This is a genomic window from Leifsonia sp. SIMBA_070 (assembly GCF_046534635.1).
In the GTDB taxonomy this organism is placed as follows: domain Bacteria; phylum Actinomycetota; class Actinomycetes; order Actinomycetales; family Microbacteriaceae; genus Leifsonia.
Window position 1 is genome coordinate 1,480,140 of the sequence record NZ_JAWRYK010000001.1, and the last position, 14,278, is coordinate 1,494,417.

Annotated in this window: 13 protein-coding genes; 7 read left to right on the forward strand and 6 right to left on the reverse strand. The window is 69.6% G+C overall.

The window, feature by feature from the left end; genetic code table 11:
- Positions 1-129 precede the first annotated feature (129 nt).
- Both SB754_RS06925 and gabT read right to left on the reverse strand, forming a co-directional pair.
- Complete coding sequence (locus SB754_RS06925; protein WP_410781605.1) at positions 130-1,143, reverse strand: asparaginase; 1,014 nt, start codon at positions 1,141-1,143, stop codon at positions 130-132.
- On the reverse strand, positions 1,140-2,501 hold the full coding sequence (gabT, locus tag SB754_RS06930; RefSeq protein ID WP_410781606.1) for a 4-aminobutyrate--2-oxoglutarate transaminase: 1,362 nt from the start codon (positions 2,499-2,501) through the stop codon (positions 1,140-1,142). Before gabT ends, SB754_RS06925 begins: the two co-directional genes overlap by 4 nt.
- Before the next feature lie 38 nt (positions 2,502-2,539).
- Here gabT and SB754_RS06935 point away from each other — a divergent pair, with 38 nt between their 5' ends.
- Positions 2,540-3,013 (forward strand): OsmC family protein, encoded by a 474-nt coding sequence (locus SB754_RS06935; RefSeq protein ID WP_410781607.1) that lies wholly within the window; start codon positions 2,540-2,542, stop codon positions 3,011-3,013.
- A 124-nt stretch (positions 3,014-3,137) separates the two neighbouring features.
- On the opposite strand, the gene SB754_RS06940 is transcribed toward SB754_RS06935, so the two are convergent.
- A complete protein-coding gene (locus tag SB754_RS06940) occupies positions 3,138-3,371 on the reverse strand; it encodes a hypothetical protein (protein WP_410781608.1) in 234 nt (77 codons plus the stop codon).
- Between the two features lie 67 nt (positions 3,372-3,438).
- Between SB754_RS06940 and SB754_RS06945 the strand changes: the two genes are divergently transcribed.
- The gene (locus SB754_RS06945) at positions 3,439-3,912 is read left to right on the forward strand and encodes a CGNR zinc finger domain-containing protein (RefSeq protein WP_410781609.1); all 474 of its coding nucleotides are present in this window, start codon (positions 3,439-3,441) and stop codon (positions 3,910-3,912) included.
- Between the two features lie 92 nt (positions 3,913-4,004).
- Here SB754_RS06945 and SB754_RS06950 read toward each other — a convergent pair whose 3' ends face one another.
- The 3 genes from SB754_RS06950 to SB754_RS06960 form a co-directional block, all read right to left on the reverse strand.
- Positions 4,005-4,763 carry a lysophospholipid acyltransferase family protein gene (locus tag SB754_RS06950; RefSeq protein WP_410781610.1) on the reverse strand — a complete coding sequence of 253 codons (759 nt, stop codon included), beginning with the start codon at positions 4,761-4,763 and terminating at the stop codon, positions 4,005-4,007.
- Between the two features lie 57 nt (positions 4,764-4,820).
- A complete protein-coding gene (locus SB754_RS06955) occupies positions 4,821-5,675 on the reverse strand; it encodes a hypothetical protein (RefSeq protein WP_410781611.1) in 855 nt (284 codons plus the stop codon).
- A gap of 120 nt (positions 5,676-5,795) precedes the next feature.
- Complete coding sequence (locus SB754_RS06960; protein WP_410781612.1) at positions 5,796-7,142, reverse strand: aminotransferase class III-fold pyridoxal phosphate-dependent enzyme; 1,347 nt, start codon at positions 7,140-7,142, stop codon at positions 5,796-5,798.
- Between the two features lie 75 nt (positions 7,143-7,217).
- Between SB754_RS06960 and SB754_RS06965 the strand changes: the two genes are divergently transcribed.
- From SB754_RS06965 to SB754_RS06985, 5 genes are all read left to right on the forward strand, one after another.
- Complete coding sequence (locus SB754_RS06965; protein ID WP_410781613.1) at positions 7,218-8,201, forward strand: FKBP-type peptidyl-prolyl cis-trans isomerase; 984 nt, start codon at positions 7,218-7,220, stop codon at positions 8,199-8,201.
- 117 nt (positions 8,202-8,318) lie between these two features.
- Positions 8,319-9,401 (forward strand): 1-deoxy-D-xylulose-5-phosphate reductoisomerase, encoded by a 1,083-nt coding sequence (locus tag SB754_RS06970; protein WP_410781614.1) that lies wholly within the window; start codon positions 8,319-8,321, stop codon positions 9,399-9,401.
- A gap of 93 nt (positions 9,402-9,494) precedes the next feature.
- Positions 9,495-10,820, forward strand: a complete 1,326-nt coding sequence (locus tag SB754_RS06975; RefSeq protein WP_410783277.1) for a M50 family metallopeptidase — start codon at positions 9,495-9,497, stop codon at positions 10,818-10,820.
- A gap of 90 nt (positions 10,821-10,910) precedes the next feature.
- Positions 10,911-12,044 (forward strand): flavodoxin-dependent (E)-4-hydroxy-3-methylbut-2-enyl-diphosphate synthase, encoded by a 1,134-nt coding sequence (gene ispG, locus SB754_RS06980; RefSeq protein WP_410783278.1) that lies wholly within the window; start codon positions 10,911-10,913, stop codon positions 12,042-12,044.
- 424 nt (positions 12,045-12,468) lie between these two features.
- Entirely contained in the window at positions 12,469-14,235 is a 1,767-nt protein-coding gene (locus SB754_RS06985) for a proline--tRNA ligase (protein WP_410781615.1), read from the forward strand.
- Positions 14,236-14,278: the final 43 nt, after the last annotated feature.

A 14,278-nucleotide genomic window follows, 5' to 3' on the forward strand; every position in this document is an offset into this window, starting at 1 on the left:
CCCGCTGCTTCGCGGGCCTACGCCGCGCTCCCGCGCACTCCCGCGGGCCTACGCCCACCGTCGAGTACACGATTTCTGCACGTTTTTCGCGTGAGAACGTCGAAAAATCGTGTACTCGACGGTGGGGGGTCAGGCGTAGGAGGCGCGGATGGCGCCGACGGGGGCGCCGCGACCGAGGACGGCCAGGTCGAGCTTCGGAGCGACGGCGTCGACGTCCTGGTGGGTGAGCGCGCCGGCGTCGGCGAGGAGGCGCAGGGCGACGATCGAGGCCGCGCGGAGGCTGCCGTCGAGCACCTTGAGGGTCACCGTCGTGCCGTCGGGCGCGGCCATGACCATGACGCCCTCAGCGCCGCCCTTGGCGAAGACGCCCAGCTCGTCGATGACGACGGTGTTCGCCCGCCCTGGTCCGTCGATCGCCCAGCCGTCGGCGAGCACCGCGTTCTTCAGCAGCGCTGCGTTGCGGAACAACGCGAACGGCGACCCGTCGGAGGCGGTCGCGATCCGCTGGATGCCGCGGGCCAGCGCGATCAGCGACATCGCGTGCACGGGAGCACCGCAGCCGTCGACCCCGGTCGCCACGACCTTCTCGCCGGTGAGCCGCTCGATGGTGTCGCGGATGTGCTGCTGCACGGGATGCTGCGGATCGAGGTAGCTGTCGGTCGCCCAGCCGTTCACCCGGCAGGCGAGCAGCATGGCCGCGTGCTTGCCGGAGCAGTTCATGTACACCGGGTGCTTGTGCTCGCCGGCACGGACCAGCTCGTCGCGCGCCGCCGTGTCGAGGGGCCAGTCCGCCGGGCAGTGGAGGGCATCCTCGCCGAGCTGTGCCTGCGCGAGCAGCTTCCGGACGACGGACAGGTGCGCCGGAGTGCCGGCGTGGCTCGCGGTGGCGAGAACCGCGCTCGCGCCTTCGAGCGGTACGCCGGCACCCATCACGGCCACCGCCTGGAACGGCTTCATGCTGGACCGCGGGAACACGGGACGTTCGGGAGCACCGAGGGTGCGGAGCACCGCTCCGTCGGGTCCGAGCACGACGGCAGAACCGGCGTGCCGCGACTCCACGAAGCCGCTACGCTCGACCACGGCGAGCTCGACGGACTCGTCGACCGAGAACACCTCCACCGTCACGGCTGCCTCAGCGCTCACAGCCCGGCGATGGCGTCGTCGATCACCGAGACGGCGTCGGCGATGAGCTCGTCGGACACGGCGAGGCTGGGCAGGAAGCGGAGGACGTTGCCCCAGGTGCCGGCGTTGAGGAACAGGATGCCCTGCTGGGCCGCCGCCGCGACGATCGCGTTGACCGCCTCCGGGTTGGGCTCCTTCGTCGTCTGCGCGGTCCCCGGCTTGACGAGCTCGATGGCGATCATCGCGCCGATGCCGCGGACGTCGCCGATGATGTCGTGCTTCTGCTGCAGCTTCTCGAGGGCGGGCTTGAGGGCGGCCTCGATGCGGCCGGCCTCGGCGAGCAGGTCGTTGCGCTCGATCGTCTCGAAGACGGCGATCGCGGCCGCTGCGGCGACCGGGTTGCCGCCGAAGGTGCCGCCCAGACCGCCGGGCTGCGCGGAGTCCATGATCTCGGCGCGGCCGGTGACCGCGGCGAGGGGGAGGCCTCCCGCGATGCCCTTGGCGCTGAGCACCAGGTCGGGGACCACGCCGAAGTGCTCGCTGGCGTAGTAGGCGCCGGTGCGCGCCATCCCGCTCTGGATCTCATCGGCGATGAACACGACGCCGTTGGCGGTGCACCACTCCTGCAGCGCGGCGAGGTACCCGTCGGCGGGGACGATGAAACCGCCCTCGCCCTGGATCGGCTCGGCGACGAGGCAGGCCAGGTCGGAGGCGCCGACGACCTTCTCGAGGTACGCAATGGTTCGCGCGGCCGCCTCGGCGCCGCTCAGGCCGTCGCGGTACGGGTACGAGTTCGGCGCGTGGTACACGTCGCCGGCGAACGGACCGAAGCCGGTCGCGTACGGCATGGCCTTGTAGTTCATGGCCATGGTGAGGTTGGTGCGGCCGTGATAGGCGTGGTCGAGCACCGCGACGGCGCGGCGGCCCGTGTACTTGCGGGCGATCTTGACGCCGTTCTCGACGGCCTCCGCGCCGGAGTTGACGAGGACCGTCTTCTTGGCGTGGTCGCCGGGTGTGTGCTCGGCGAGGAGCTCGGCCACGCGGACGTACTCCTCGTAGGGCGTGATCGTGAACAGCGTGTGGATGACGTCCTGCAGCTGCCCGGCTGCGGCCTCCACGACCGCGGTCTCCGTGTGCCCGACCGTGGTCACGCCGATCCCTGCGCCGAAGTCGACGAACTGGTTGCCGTCCACATCGACGAGGATCGCGCCATTGGCGCGGGCGATGTAGATCGGCAGAGCCGAGGACACGCCGGTCGGCACGACGGCCAGGCGTCGCTCCTGCAGTTCCTGGGACTTGGGGCCGGGGATGGCGGTCACGATTCGGCGTTCTTGTGGAACGGAGAAGACGGGCGCGGGGGTGCTCACGGTGTCAGTCATGGTGCTTTCGAGTCTAGCCGCGGTGCGAGAATCGGAGCATGAAGCTCGAGCACGCGTATGCGATCGACCTGCAGTGGACCGGCAACCGCGGCACCGGTACCAGCGGCTACAAGGACTACGGCCGCGACCACGTGGTGAGCACGGCGGACAAGCACTCGATCGAAGGCTCGGCGGACCGCGCCTTCTTCGGCGATCGCGACCGCTGGAACCCGGAGGAGCTGCTCCTGGCCGCCCTGTCGCAGTGCCACATGCTCAGCTACCTCGCCGAGGCGGCCCGCGCGGGTGTCGTCGTCGTCGGCTACACGGACGCGGCGACCGGCACCATGGAGCAGACGGGCAACGGCGGTGGTCACTTCACCGAGGTCACCCTCCACCCGCGCGTCACGATCGCCGATCCTGCGCAGCAGGAGCTTGCCGCCTCCCTCCACGCGCCGGCCGCCGAGAAGTGCTTCATCGCCGCGAGCGTCAACTTCCCCGTCCGTCACGCGCCCGAGCTGCTCACCCTCGCCTGAGCCCTCCGCCCCCGCTCCGCACCCTCCGCGCTGCGCCCCCCGTCGAGTCCACACTTTCTGCACGCGACACGCCGTGCGGGCGTGCAAGATTCGTGTACTCGACGGTGGGGCGGCGGATCGGGGGTCAGGCGCAGCCGAGGCGGGCAGCGGCGGAGGGCGAGGGAGCGGGCGGCGCGGCCGGGAGCTGCGGCGGTTCTGCGGCGGCCCAGCGCTGGATGGCGGCGCGCCAGCGGTCGTCGCGGGTCAGGGGAGCAGGCTGCTCGACGCCCGAGTCGCGCTGCGCACGGAGCATCGCCTCCTGCCGCTCGCGCTCGGCGAGATCCGCGACGGAGATCGACCAGAAGAACAACGGATGCATGATAACCACCTATCTGCGTTGACAGGTTACAGGCTACCGTAACTGTCTATTGAGTTACAATGGTTATATGCGTACGAATGAGCCCGAGCTCGGCGCCGACCTCCTGGTCGACTTCCTCAACACGCTCGACGTCGAGGAGGACACCGACCGGCTCGCCGACGACGCCGGCCTCCGCCTCTGGGCCGGCGAGCACGGCGTCGACCCAGGAGACCGGGCGGCCGCAGTCGGCGCACGCGACGCGCTCCGGGCACTGGTCGACGGAACCGACGCGGACCTCCCTCCTCTGCAGCTTCCCGTCGCCGCCGCGCCGGGCGCCGTGCGCCTGACCGCCCGCACCGCGGCCGACGCGGCGGTCGCCAGCGCGGTCGTCCTCAGCCTCCAGGGCAAGCTCGGCCGCGTGAAGCTGTGCGGGGGAGAGGACTGCCGCTGGGCGTTCTACGACGCCTCCCGTAACGGTTCGCGCCAGTGGTGCAGCATGGAGGTCTGCGGCAACCGGCAGAAGGCGCGAACGTACCGGGCCAAGGAGCGCGACGGATCTTGAGGAGCCCCATCGCCTCCGAAGTCGAGTCCACACTTTCTGCACGCGACACGCCGTGAGGACGTGCAAGATTCGTGTACTCGACGGTGGGGAGGCTAGAGGCGCTCCGGGCGGAACGCGCGCTTGACGCGTTCGACGGTGTTGGCAGGGGGAGCCTCGTTGTAGACGTTGGCCAGCTCCTGGCCGGTGAGTTCGTGGATGGCCGCCATGATCGCATCCGTCGCCTGGCGGCGCGCACGCCCCGACTCCGGCGGGCCGAAATGCGACACGTCGATCGGCGCGCCGAACGCCACCGTGATGCGGTGCGGGCGCGGGAAGCGCGCCCCGACCGGCTGCATCTGGTCGGTTCCGATGAGCCCCACCGGGACGACGACGGCGCCCGTGGTCAGCGCGAGCCAGCCGATCCCGGTGCGGCCCTTGTAGAGGCGGCCGTCGACCGACCGCGTTCCCTCGGGGTAGAGGGCGAACGCCGCGCCCGTCTCGATGATGCGCCGGGACTGGTCCAGCGCCTCTTGCGCCGCGGCTCCTGCTCCGCGCTTCACCCCGACGGCGCCGATGGCGGTGAAGAACGCGCGGGAGACCCGGCCTTTCAGCCCCGTCCCTTCGAAGTAGCTCGACTTCGCGAGGAACTGCACCCGCCGCGGAGCGGTCATCGGGATGACGATCGAGTCGATGAACGAGAGGTGGTTGCTGGCGAGGATCACCCGGCCGTGCTTCGGCACGTTCCGCGTGCCGATGACCCGCGGCCGGTAGACCAGCTTCAGCAGGGGCGCCATGAGGATGCGCCCGGCGAAGTAGAGCGCGCCCGGCCTCTTCACCGTGGCGACGCCGTCGTCGGGTTCGTCGCTGCTCATCCCTTCGAGGGTAGCGCGCTCGTATGCCGCGAGAGGCATGAGCCGGGCGGGGATCCGCTACGGCTTGAGGGGTGTTACCTGGCGGCAGCCGAAGCCGTCCTGGTAGACCAGGCACCCGTCGACGAACCCCGTGTAGCGGACCGCGAGCGGTGAGCCGAACCACGCGCTGTACAGCCGGGAGAAGTTGAGGTTCCCGTACGCCGAGCATGCACCGCCCGGACCCTTCGGCGCCTTCAGCGTCTCGTCGTTGGGCTGGTACGGCGTGTAGTTGTACAGGTTCGCCGTCGCCTGGTTGAGGATCGTCACGGTGCTCGCCCCGCAGGCCGCATCCGGGTGGTACTGGATGGAGTTGCCGCCGATCTTGTAGCGCCAGTCGCCGGGATGCACCGTGTACTCCCGGAACTGCCACGCCGCCCGATATACCTGATTGAAGAAGCCGAAGTAGCGCTTGTCGCACTCCGCCGTGTCCGGGCACGCGTACCCGGTGGCCCGTTGATAGCCGGAGGCGCTCGGCGCCGTCAGCAGCGACTGCTCCTTCTGCAGCAGCACGAGGAGCACCCGCGGGCTGACCGTGCAGGCCTTCGCGACGCGGGCGATGATGCTGCTGGCGCGCTCGTTCCTCTGAGACGGCATCGCGGTGCAGCGTTCCGCCGACGCGGGCTGGGCCGGTGCGTTCATCCGGAAGTCGGAGAGGCACGGCGACGAGTCCGTGGGGTGGCAGCTGCGATCCTCGAGGAACGTCTGGATCTGGCCGGCGGTCATCGCGTCCGGGTTGAAGAAGCTGTCGTCGCTGATGATGTAGCCGGGGAAGAAGGGCGCAGGCGCCTCGGCGACGGCGGCGGCCGGCACGAGCGCGAGTGCCGCCGACGCAGCGGAGGCCGCGGCGATCAGGCGCAGGCGGGGGAGCCGCATGGAGACATCCTCACGGTGACGAAGGCAGACCGGTGCGACGGTAGCGGGCCGGTCTGGGGAATCCCTTTGATGTGCGGGCGGTCGGGAGTCCGGTGGGCGGGAGGCCTGTGGGCGCCGGGCTCAGCCCAGCCGGCCCAGCGCCTCCTCCAGCACCGTCGCCGCGTCGTCGATCAGCTCCTCGCTGATCACGACGGACGGCAGCAGCCGGAGGACGCTGTCCCAGCTTCCCGCGTCGAGCGGGATGACGCCGTTGCGCGTGGCGTGACCGAGGACGGCGGTCAGCGCTTCCGGGTTCGGCGTCTTCGTGCCGGGCTTCACCAGCTCGACGCCGAACATCGCGCCCTTGCCGCGCACCTCGCCGACGACCGGGAAGCGCTCCGCCCAGTCGCCGATCCGGGCAAGGAGGGCCTTCTCGACCCGTCGGGCCTCGGCGAGCAGGTCCTCGTCCTCGAACGCCTGGAACACCGCGAGGGCGGCGGCCGTCGACACCGGGTTTCCGCCGAAGGTGCCGCCGATGCCGCCCGGCTGCACGGCATCCATGATCTCGGCGCGTCCGGTGACGGCCGCCAGGGGGAAGCCGCCCGCGATGCCCTTGGCGCTCGTGACGAGGTCCGGGACGACTCCGTGGTGCTCGATCGAGTACCACGTGCCGGTGCGGCCGATGCCGGCCTGGATCTCGTCGGCGACGAAGACGATGCCGTTCTCGGCGCAGAACTCCGCCAGACGCGCGAAGTAGCCGGGCGCCGGGATGATGATGCCGCCATCGCCCTGGATCGGCTCGACGAACAGGGCGGCCAGCTCCGTCGCTCCGATGTGCGTGCGGATGTAGTCGATGGTCCGCTCGGCGGCCTCCTCGCCGGTCATCCCCGCCGGGTCGCGGAACGGGTAGCTGATCGGGAGGCTGTAGATCTCCCCTGGGAAGGGTCCCATCCCGGCGCGCTCCGGCCAGGGGCGGTAGGTCATCGCCATGGTGAGGTTGGTGCGGCCGTGGAAGGCGTGGTCGAGGGTCGCGATGGCGCGCCGCCCGGTGTGCTTGCGGGCGATCTTCACTGCGTTCTCGACGGCCTCGGCGCCCGAGTTGACCAGGATGCTGTGCTTCTCGAAGTCGCCGGGGGTGATCTCCGCGAGCTTCTCGGCGACCGCGACGTAGTTCTCGTACGGCGTCAGAGTGAAGAGGGTGTGGGTGAGCTTCGAGGCCTGCTCGGCGGCCGCAGCGGCGACGGCGGGATGCGCGTGGCCGATCGTCGTCACGCCGATGCCGGACCCGAGATCGATGAGGCGGTTGCCGTCGACGTCGACCAGGATGGCGCCCGACCCGGACTCCATGTAGATGTTGGCGAGGGTTCCCGCACCGCGGCTCACCGCGGCAAGGCGCCGCTGCTGCAGCTCGACCGACCGCGGGCCGGGCAGCTCGGTGACCAGATGACGGGACTGGGGCACGGAGAATTCGCGGGTCATGCCCTCCATCGTATGCGGCGCATCCAGCGGACCCATGACCCGCTGTCAGCTTGGCCGGAGCCGGATAGGGCAAGATGGTCGACCGTGCGTACCTCTATCAAGGCCCTGACCGCGACCGCGACGGCGGCCCTCCTCGTCGCCGGGCTCGCGGCCTGCAGCTCGTCCGCCGCGCCCACATCCTCCGCGACGCCCGCCGCCAACGCGTGCCAGAACGTGAAGTCGGGCAGCGCGTCGAATTCCGTGAAGGTGACCGGCGACTTCGGTGCCACCCCGAAGGTGACGTTCGACTCGCCGCTGAAGGCGACCGACATGGAGCGCACCGTCGTCATCACCGGCACGGGTGCGGAGGCGAAGGGCGGGTCCACTGCCGACATCGCCCTCGCCGCGTACAACGGCACCACCGGCAAGGAGCTGACGGCTGCCCAGGGCTTCGACGGCTCGGCCCCCGCCACGGTCCAGGTGGACGACAAGGCGTTCGTGCCCGGTCTGGTGCGGGCTGTCGAGTGCCTCAAGGTCGGCTCGCGCGTCGTCCTGACCTCCCCGGCGAAGGACGCGTTCGGCAACGCGGACCTGTCCCAGCTCAGCCTCACCGCCAAGGACAGCGTCGTGTTCGTCGCCGACGTGGTCGACCTCCCCCCGACCCGCGCCACCGGCAAGTCCGTGGCGCCGACCGCTGGGATGCCCACCGTGAAGCTGAACGCCAAGACCGGTGAGCCCAACATCACCATCCCGAAGGCCGACCCGCCCACCGAGACGAAGATCGCGCTGCTCAAGCAGGGCGACGGCGAGACGGTGCAGCCGGGCGACACCGTGACGGTGCAGTACAAAGGCGTCCTGTGGCGGAACGGCGCCATGTTCGACTCCAGCTGGAGCCGGGGAGCGCCCGCCTCCTTCCAGACGACAGGCGTCGTGGCCGGCTTCAAGAAGGCGCTCGAAGGCCAGAAGGTCGGCTCGCAGGTCATCGCCGTCGTTCCCCCGGCCGACGGCTACGGATCGGCCGGCTCCGGTGACGTCAAGGCGACAGACACCATGGTCTTCGTCGTCGACATCCTGAAGACCACCCGCTAAGGCTGGATCGCCAGCGAGCGGTGAGCAGCTGCGCCAATTCTTAACGGGTTGCGACATCTGCTCACCACTCGGGCGTGAGGGAGTCCGCCCCGCGCCACGCCTGCGTACGATGGCCTCGTGCGCAGAGTCATCATCCTCGGGTCGACGGGATCCATCGGCACGCAGGCGCTCGACGTCATCGCGGCTAATCCGGACCGATTCCGTGTCGTCGGACTGAGCGCCGGGCGCAATGCCGACGAGCTCGCGGCGCAGGCGGAGCGGTTCGGGGTGGTCGACACGGCGCTCGGCGCGGATGACTCCGAACTGCTCGTGCGGTCGGTGGAGGCCGACGTGGTGCTGAACGGCATCACGGGCTCTGTCGGGCTCGGGCCGACCCTGGCGGCGCTCGAGGTGGGAGCGATGCTCGCGCTCGCCAACAAGGAGTCGTTGATCGTGGGTGGCAGCCTGGTGAAAAGCGCTGCCGCACCCGGGCAGATCGTCCCGGTCGACTCCGAGCACTCGGCGATCGCTCAGGCGCTACGATCCGGCGCGGCCACAGAGGTGCGCCGACTCGTCCTGACGGCGTCGGGCGGGCCGTTCCGGGGCCGCTCGCGCGAATCGCTGCGTGACGTCACGCCCCAGGAGGCGCTCGCCCATCCCACCTGGGACATGGGGCTGGTGGTCACCACCAACTCCTCCACCCTGGTCAACAAGGGGCTCGAGGTCATCGAGGCGCACCTTCTCTTCGACGTGCCGTACGACCGGATCGACGTCACCGTCCATCCGCAGTCCGTCATCCACTCCATGGTCGAGTTCGTCGACGGCTCGACCATCGCCCAGGCATCCCCACCGGATATGCGCCTTCCGATCTCGCTCGGCCTTGCCTGGCCGGACCGGGTTCCGGAGGTCGGCGCGCCGCTGGATTGGACGACGGCGCACACCTGGACCTTCGAACCGCTCGACGGTGACGCGTTCCCGGCGGTCGCCCTGGCCAAGCGCGTAGGAACGGCAGCGGGGACATACCCCGCGGTCTTCAATGCGGCCAACGAGCAGGCGGTGGCGGCCTTCCACGCCGGCGCAATCGGCTACCTCGACATCCTCGAGACGGTCGAGCGGGTGGTGGATGCCCACGTGCCCTCCGGTCCGTTGAGCAGGGAGACACTGGCAGAAGCAGAGAAGTGGGCCCGGACGAAGGCCGACGCGCTGATCGCAGGGTCCTGATCGCCGGGTCCTGACAGCTGCGGCATAGCGGCCATCCAGCCGGTTCGGGGCCTGCTCCAAGGCGCGCGCCGCTAGCCTGAAGCCGTGGATTCCGTGCTCCTGTTCGTTCTCGGCGTCGTCATCATCCTGATCGGCGTCGCTCTGTCGATCGCGCTGCACGAGATCGGCCACCTGGTGCCGGCCAAGCTGTTCGGCGTCAAGGTGACCCAGTACATGATCGGCTTCGGAAAGACGCTGTTCTCGTTCCGCCGGGGGGAGACCCAGTACGGCGTGAAGGCCATCCCGCTCGGTGGCTACATCTCGATGATCGGGATGTTCCCCCCGGGCAAGGAGGGCGGCCGCGGACGGAACGCGACCACCGGCTTCATGCAGCAGATGGCGCAGGACGCCCGCACCGCGAGCTCCGAGACCGTCGCGGTCGGGGAGGAGGATCGCAGCTTCTACCGGCTGCCGGTGTGGAAGCGGATCGTCATCATGTTCGGCGGCCCGTTCATGAACCTCGTCATCGGTGTCGTGCTGTTCGGTGTCCTGCTGATGGGGTTCGGCGCGCCGCAGAGCTCGACCACCGTCGCGACGGTCAGCCAGTGCGTGCTCCCGGCGACCAGCAGCACCGCCACGAAGTGCCCCTCCGACGCGACGCAGGGCCCCGCGGCGGCCGCAGGGCTCAAGCCCGGTGACACGATCGTGAGCATCGACGGAACGAAGATCACCAGCTGGGATCAGTCCACGGCGATCATCCGGAAGTCGGCCGGGCAGACCCTCACGGTGGTGCTGGCCCGCGACGGCGAGCAGCGCACCGTGCAGCTGACTCCGGTGGTCAACAAGGTGGCACGGACGGACGCCAACGGGGCCGTCGTCAAGAACGCCGCGGGTGGCATCGAGACGCTGACGGTCGGTTTCGTCGGCATCGGTCCGGTCGCGAAGCTCGTGCCGCAGCCGGTGACGGCCGTGCTCCCCGCGGTCGGCGCCCAGACGGGTGCTGTCGTGAATGTCTTCGTCCACCTCCCGCAGCGGATGGTCGACGTCTGGAACGCCGCGTTCGGCTCCGCCCCGCGCGACCCGAACGGCCCGATCAGCGTGGTCGGCATCGGCCGCGCCGCAGGCGAGCTGACCGCCCTGGACGGCGTGCCGGTCGTCGACAAGGTCTACACGATGATCGGGATGCTGGCGTCGCTGAACATCGCGCTGTTTGTCTTCAACCTCGTCCCGCTGCTGCCGCTCGACGGCGGCCACATCGCGGGCGCGCTCTGGGAGGGTCTCCGGCGCACGTTCGCGAAGATCTTCCGCCGGCGTGACCCCGGCCCCGTCGACATGGCCAAGCTGATGCCGCTGACCTTCGCGGTCGTCATCGTGCTCGGCGGGATGAGCGTGCTGCTGATGTACGCGGACATCGTCAAGCCGGTCAACCTGTTCGGCTGACATTTCACCTGCCCGGAACGTTCGGCGGGCACCCAGCCGGCTCCCACGCGGCCGCGTAGGATTGGGGACGTGGCAGCAATCAATCTGGGGATGCCCAAGGTCCCCGAAACCCTCGCCCCCCGTCGCAAGTCCCGCCAGATCCGTGTGGGCAAAGTGCTGGTCGGCGGCGACGCCCCGATCAGCGTCCAGTCGATGACCACGACTCCGACGACCAACATCAACGCCACGCTGCAGCAGATCGCCGAGCTGACGGCGTCCGGCTGCGACATCGTCCGTGTCGCCGTCCCGAGCCGCGACGACGCAGAGGCGCTGCCGATCATCGCGAAGAAGAGCCAGATCCCGGTCATCGCCGACATCCACTTCCAGCCGAACTACGTCTACGCGGCCATCGACGCGGGCTGCGCCGCTGTGCGCGTCAACCCCGGCAACATCCGCAAGTTCGACGACCAGGTGGGCGAGATCGCCAAGCGTGCCAAGGCCGCCGGCGTCTCGCTCCGCATCGGCGTCAACGCCGGATCTCTCGACCGCCGCCTGCTCGAGAAGTACGGAAAGGCCACCCCGGAGGCCCTCGTCGAGTCGGCCGTCTGGGAGGCGAGCCTGTTCGAGGAGCACGACTTCCACGACTTCAAGATCTCGGTAAAGCACAACGACCCGATCGTGATGGTGAAGGCGTACCGGATGCTCGCCGAGCGCGGCGACTGGCCCCTCCACCTCGGTGTGACCGAGGCCGGCCCCGCGTTCCAGGGCACGATCAAGTCGGCGACCGCCTTCGGCATCCTGCTGGGCGAGGGAATCGGCGACACCATCCGCGTCTCCCTGTCGGCCCCGCCGGCGGAGGAGGTCAAGGTCGGCCTGCAGATCCTCCAGTCGCTGAACCTCCGCGAGCGCAAGCTCGAGATCGTCTCCTGCCCCAGCTGCGGACGCGCGCAGGTCGACGTCTACTCGCTCGCCGACAGCGTGACCGAGGGCCTGCAGGGGATGAGCGTCCCGCTGCGCGTCGCGGTCATGGGCTGCGTCGTGAACGGACCCGGGGAGGCCCGCGAGGCCGACCTCGGCGTCGCCAGCGGCAACGGCAAGGGCCAGATCTTCGTCAAGGGCGAGGTCATCAAGACGGTTCCTGAGTCGGAGATCGTCGCCACCCTCATCGCGGAGGCCAACCGCCTCGCCGACGAGATGGGCGACCAGCCCACCGGGGAGCCCTCGGTCACCGTCGGCGCGCACTGAGGTGCGGGCGGCGCCTCGGAGTGACGGCGGCGGGGCGTCGTGCGCTTCCGCCTCCTGAATTCAGGAGATTTGCGCGCCTGAATTCAGGAGATCTGCGTTCCTGAATTCGGGAGGTCAGTGCTCCCGATCTCCGGAGTTCTGAGTTCCTGAATTCAGGACTTCTGTGTTCCTGAATTCAGGAGATCTGGGTTCCTGAGTTCAGGAGATTCGGCGCTGCACGTTGCCGTGCGCCCCGTATTCAGGACATGGGGACCGATTCTGGCGAATTCTCCTGAAATCAGGAACGGCGATCTCCTGAAAAAAGGAGCGAATCTCCTGAATTCAGGAGCGGCGATCTCCTGAGAACAGGACACACCGGGGCCCCGCCATGCGGTTATCCCCTCCGTGATCCGACGCCCCCGGCGCCGCCCTCTAACATGGAACGGTGCCTACACGCTTGAGCAACTACTTCCTCCGCACCCTCCGTGAAGACCCCTCCGACGCCGAGGTGACCAGCCACCGGCTGCTCGTCCGCGCCGGCTACATCCGCCGTCAGGCGCCGGGGATCTTCGCGTGGCTGCCGCTGGGGTTGCGCGTGAAGGAGAAGATCGAGCGCATCATCCGCGAGGAGATGGCGGCCGCGGGCGCGCACGAGGTGCACTTCCCCGCGTTGCTGCCCCGCGAGCCCTATGAGGCCACCGGGCGGTGGGAGGAGTACGGCGACGGCATCTTCCGCCTGAAGGACCGCAAGGGGGGCGACTACCTGCTGGCGCCGACGCACGAGGAGGTCTTCACCCTCCTCGTGAAGGACCTGTATTCGTCCTATAAGGACCTGCCGCTCACCATCTTCCAGATCCAGGACAAGTACCGCGACGAGGCCCGGCCGCGCGCAGGGCTGCTGCGCGGCCGCGAGTTCACCATGAAGGACGCCTACTCCTTCGACGCGACCGATGCGGGCCTGGATGCCAGCTACATGGCGCAGCGCGATGCCTACGAACGCATCTTCACGCGCCTCGGGCTGTCGTACGTGATCGTGCAGGCCGACGCGGGAGCCATGGGCGGTTCGCGGTCGGAGGAGTTCCTGCACCCGACGCCCGTCGGCGAGGACACCTTCGTCCGCTCGCCCGCCGGCTACGCGGCCAACGTGGAGGCGTTCACCACCACGGCGCCGCCCGCGCGCTCCTACGAGAAGCTGACCCCGCAGGAGGTGCTGGACACCCCCGGGACGCCCACCATCCAGTCCCTGGTCGAGCTCGCCAACGAGAAGCACCCGCGGCCCGACGGGCGTGCGTGGACGGCGGCGGACACCCTCAAGAACGTCGTCCTGGCGCTCCGCAACCTGGACGGCACGCGCGAGCTGGTCATCGTCGGCCTGCCCGGCGACCGAGAGGTCGACCTGAAGCGCGCCGAGGTGGCGTTCGCCCCTGCGGAGGTCGACGCGGCCACCGACGAGGACTTCGCGAACCATCCCGGCCTGGTGAAGGGCTACATCGGTCCCTGGTCCGAGAACGGTCCGGTCCTCGGGGAGGAGGCCGCCACCGGCATCCGCTACGTGGTCGACCCGCGCGTCGTCGACGGCTCCGGCTGGATCACCGGCGCGAATGTCGAGGGCAAGCACGTCTTCGGTCTGGTCGCCGGACGGGACTTCTCCTGGGACGGCGTGGTCGAGGTCGCCGAGGTGAAGCCCGGCGATCCTGCGCCGGACGGATCCGGTCCCGTGGAGCTCGCCCGCGGCATGGAGATCGGCCACGTGTTCCAGCTCGGTCGTAAGTACGCCGAGGCGCTCGGGCTGAAGGTGCTCGACGAGAACGGCAAGCTCGTCACTGTCACGATGGGCTCGTACGGCATCGGCGTGACGCGCATCCTGGCCATCCTGGCCGAGGAGAACAACGACGACCGTGGACTGGTCTGGCCGGAGTCGATCGCGCCGTTCGATGTGCACGTGGTCGCGGCAGGTCGCGAGGCGATCGCGTACGAGGTGGCCGAGGAGGTCACCGCCCAGCTGGAGGACGCCGGTCTCGACGTGCTCTACGACGACCGCCCGAAGGTGTCGCCCGGTGTGAAGTTCGGCGACGCCGAGCTGATCGGGGTGCCGCGGGTCCTCGTCGTCGGCCGGGGCGCGGCCCAGGGCGAGGTCGAGCTGTGGAACCGTCGCACCGGCGAGCGGAGCACGGTTGCCGTCGCCGAGGCGATCGCCGAGCTGACAGCGTAGCGACTGAGGGCGGAGATTCGTGCCGGATCCGCTCTGATCTCCG